Source organism: Klebsiella sp. CN_Kp104, assembly GCF_040064515.1.
GTDB classification, from domain to species: Bacteria; Pseudomonadota; Gammaproteobacteria; order Enterobacterales; family Enterobacteriaceae; genus Klebsiella; species Klebsiella aerogenes.
The window spans coordinates 1-2,294 of the sequence record NZ_JBEAII010000016.1 but is presented as its reverse complement, the minus strand read 5'-3'; the positions used below and the strand labels follow the sequence as shown (position 1 = coordinate 2,294).

The window sequence follows — 2,294 nt, the reverse complement described above, 5'->3', positions numbered from 1 at the left end:
TCAGTTCGCTGTCTTTGATCGCGGTTTTGTTCACCGCATAGCAGATGCTGCTGTAGGTTTTTAGCAGTGCCTGATTGATACGGTCCTCACCGCCGTTGGCAAACAGTTCGCCGTCCAGCGAGTAGTGCTCTTCGCCAATCTCCGGAAAGCGCGCCCCACAGCCGGGAAAGTAGTAACTGAAGTAACCGTCATCTTCAGCTGGCGGTGACTGGCCACTCCAGTTCGCGGCATGATAGAGCCGGCCGATATTGGTCAGCGGCGGGTTACGTGACCCGTAGACCTCATCAGCCCCCTCTTTATTACAGCAGGTACCGTCGAAGAACAGGCTGATATGCAGGCTGGCCGGGCAGCCCGGTTCCGTCTTTTTATCCGATTGATGATCGGACTCCCCGATATATCCCTCCAGGTACTGCCTGGCGTAGTTACCTTCGGTCTGTGTTCTGCTCGCCGGCAGGCGGCCGCGCTCGTTGTATTCGGCTTTGTGCTGCACAGAGTTATCGGCAGGCTTTTCTCCCTTTTTATCATCCGGCCCGGGAAACTTCGGCGGTAAACTGGCCGCTTCTGCGGTGGAGGTTTTGACCGCGACCGGAGTGGCGCCGGTCTGGAAGGCCGCAATAAGCGCCTTCAGGGCACTCAACGTGGAGTCTGCGGTGTCGGACATACGATGTTCTCCTTAACGTGATTATAAAGTATATTTTGTGCTTTTTTATTTCCGTCAGGGTCAGGCTGTATTGGGTATTCAGGGGCCGCTCGACCATAGCAGGAACGCACTATCCGCACTTTATCGCAGGGGAAAATATGGATATCAAAGCCGCAGGCCTGATCCTCCTCCCAGCGTTCAATAGGCACCGTGATCGGCCCATGGCGCTGATAGTGAGTTTCATAATCATCCGGCATCTCACTGGATTTCATCCAGGAGTTAGGGTCAGAGGTCCAGGTGATTTTTGCCGTCAGGCCCGGACGCCAGACATCTGGCACCATCACGCAGCAGAAGCCGCCGCCGCCGCCGTAGGAGTTCGCTCTTGGCCCGCCGTAGCCGTTGACCTCCACCGAAACGATAGCGTCCGGGCCGTGGTTTAAGACAGCTATGTCGGCGGCGCTCATGCCGTCGCGACTGTGATCGCGACAGGCCGTCAGCAGGCAGAGAAAAACGGCGGCCAGCACCGTCAGCCCGCCGGGAAAAATACGGATATGCTTTATCATTGATGTGTCCTTACAAAAGAAATTAAATGCGTTGTTATTAAGAAATGGCGTAATGACAGAATTGTATTTTTGCTGATATATATACCTCCCGAATATTTGTGATAATGATATTTGTAGCGGTCAAATAAATTTGGCCGCTACAGACATTAATACCGGTTTTCCAAATGATAAAATCGGGCGATATTGGTCAGCGGCGGGTTACGTGACCCGTACACCTCATCGGCTCCCTTTTCATTACAGCAGGTACCGTCGAAGAACAGGCTGATATGCAGGCTGGCGGGACAGCCCGGCTCCGTTTTTTTGTCCGATTGATGTTCAGACTCCCCGACATATCCTTCCAGATACTGCCTGGCATAGTTGCCTTCGGCCTGCGTTCTGCTCGCCGGCAGGCGGCCGCGCTCGTTGTATTCGGCTTTCTGTAGCACAGAGTTATCGGCAGGCTTTTCTCCCTTTTTATCATCCGGCCCGGGAAAATTCGGCGGTAAACTGGCCGCTTCTGCGGTGGAGGTTTTGACAGCGACCGGGGTGGCACCGGTCTGGAAGGCCGCAATAAGCGCCTTCAGAGCACTTAACGTGGAGTCTGCGGTATCGGACATACAATTTCCTCCCTGATATGTTTGATAAGTATTTTCTGAGCTCTTTGCTTCCAGTCTGGTGGCGACTGGGGAACCGGATACCCCGGCTGTCCAGGTGGTATGCAGGAACGGACTATCCGCACCTTATCGCAGGGGAAAATATGTACATCAAAGCCACATCCCTGACCTTTTTCCCAGCGTTCAATGGGCACGGTAATCGGCCCGTGGCGCTGGTAATGACTCGCATGATCATCAGGGATGTGCTTCGGGTCTATCCATGCGTTAGGATCGGAGGTCCAGGTGATTTTTGCCGTCAGCCCCGGGCGCCAGACATCAGGCACCATCACACAGCAGAAGCCGCCTCCGCCGCCGTAGGAGTTAGCACCTGGCCCGCCGTAGCCATTCGCCTGCACCGAAACGATGGCGTCCGGACCGTGATTGTAGAGGTTTAAATCGGCGCCGCTCATGCCGTCGCGACTGTGGTCGCGACAGGCCGTCAGCAGGCAGAGAAAAGCG

Annotated in this window: 3 protein-coding genes and 1 pseudogene; all 4 read right to left on the bottom strand. The window is 55.0% G+C overall.

Features of this window, described 5'->3' with window-relative positions; translation table 11 throughout:
* Positions 1-661 (bottom strand): annotated as a pseudogene (locus tag ABLU80_RS13475) (DUF2235 domain-containing protein); the annotation flags it as partial.
* On the bottom strand, positions 634-1,203 hold the full coding sequence (locus tag ABLU80_RS13470) for a DUF3304 domain-containing protein (protein ID WP_015705817.1): 570 nt from the start codon (positions 1,201-1,203) through the stop codon (positions 634-636). The gene ABLU80_RS13470 and the pseudogene ABLU80_RS13475, both read right to left, overlap by 28 nt.
* A gap of 146 nt (positions 1,204-1,349) precedes the next feature.
* Positions 1,350-1,799 (bottom strand): hypothetical protein, encoded by a 450-nt coding sequence (locus ABLU80_RS13465; protein ID WP_032708429.1) that lies wholly within the window; start codon positions 1,797-1,799, stop codon positions 1,350-1,352.
* Positions 1,772-2,294: DUF3304 domain-containing protein (locus ABLU80_RS13460; protein ID WP_348850078.1), on the bottom strand; the 523-nt coding region annotated here is incomplete at its 5' end. The genes ABLU80_RS13465 and ABLU80_RS13460, both read right to left, overlap by 28 nt.

Excerpts from the sequence above, each read along its gene's own strand:
- ABLU80_RS13470 (WP_015705817.1), bottom strand. The coding sequence starts at position 1,203 with ATGATAAAGCATATCCGTATTTTTCCCGGCGGGCTGACGGTGCTGGCC.
- ABLU80_RS13465 (WP_032708429.1), bottom strand. The coding sequence starts at position 1,799 with ATGTCCGATACCGCAGACTCCACGTTAAGTGCTCTGAAGGCGCTTATT.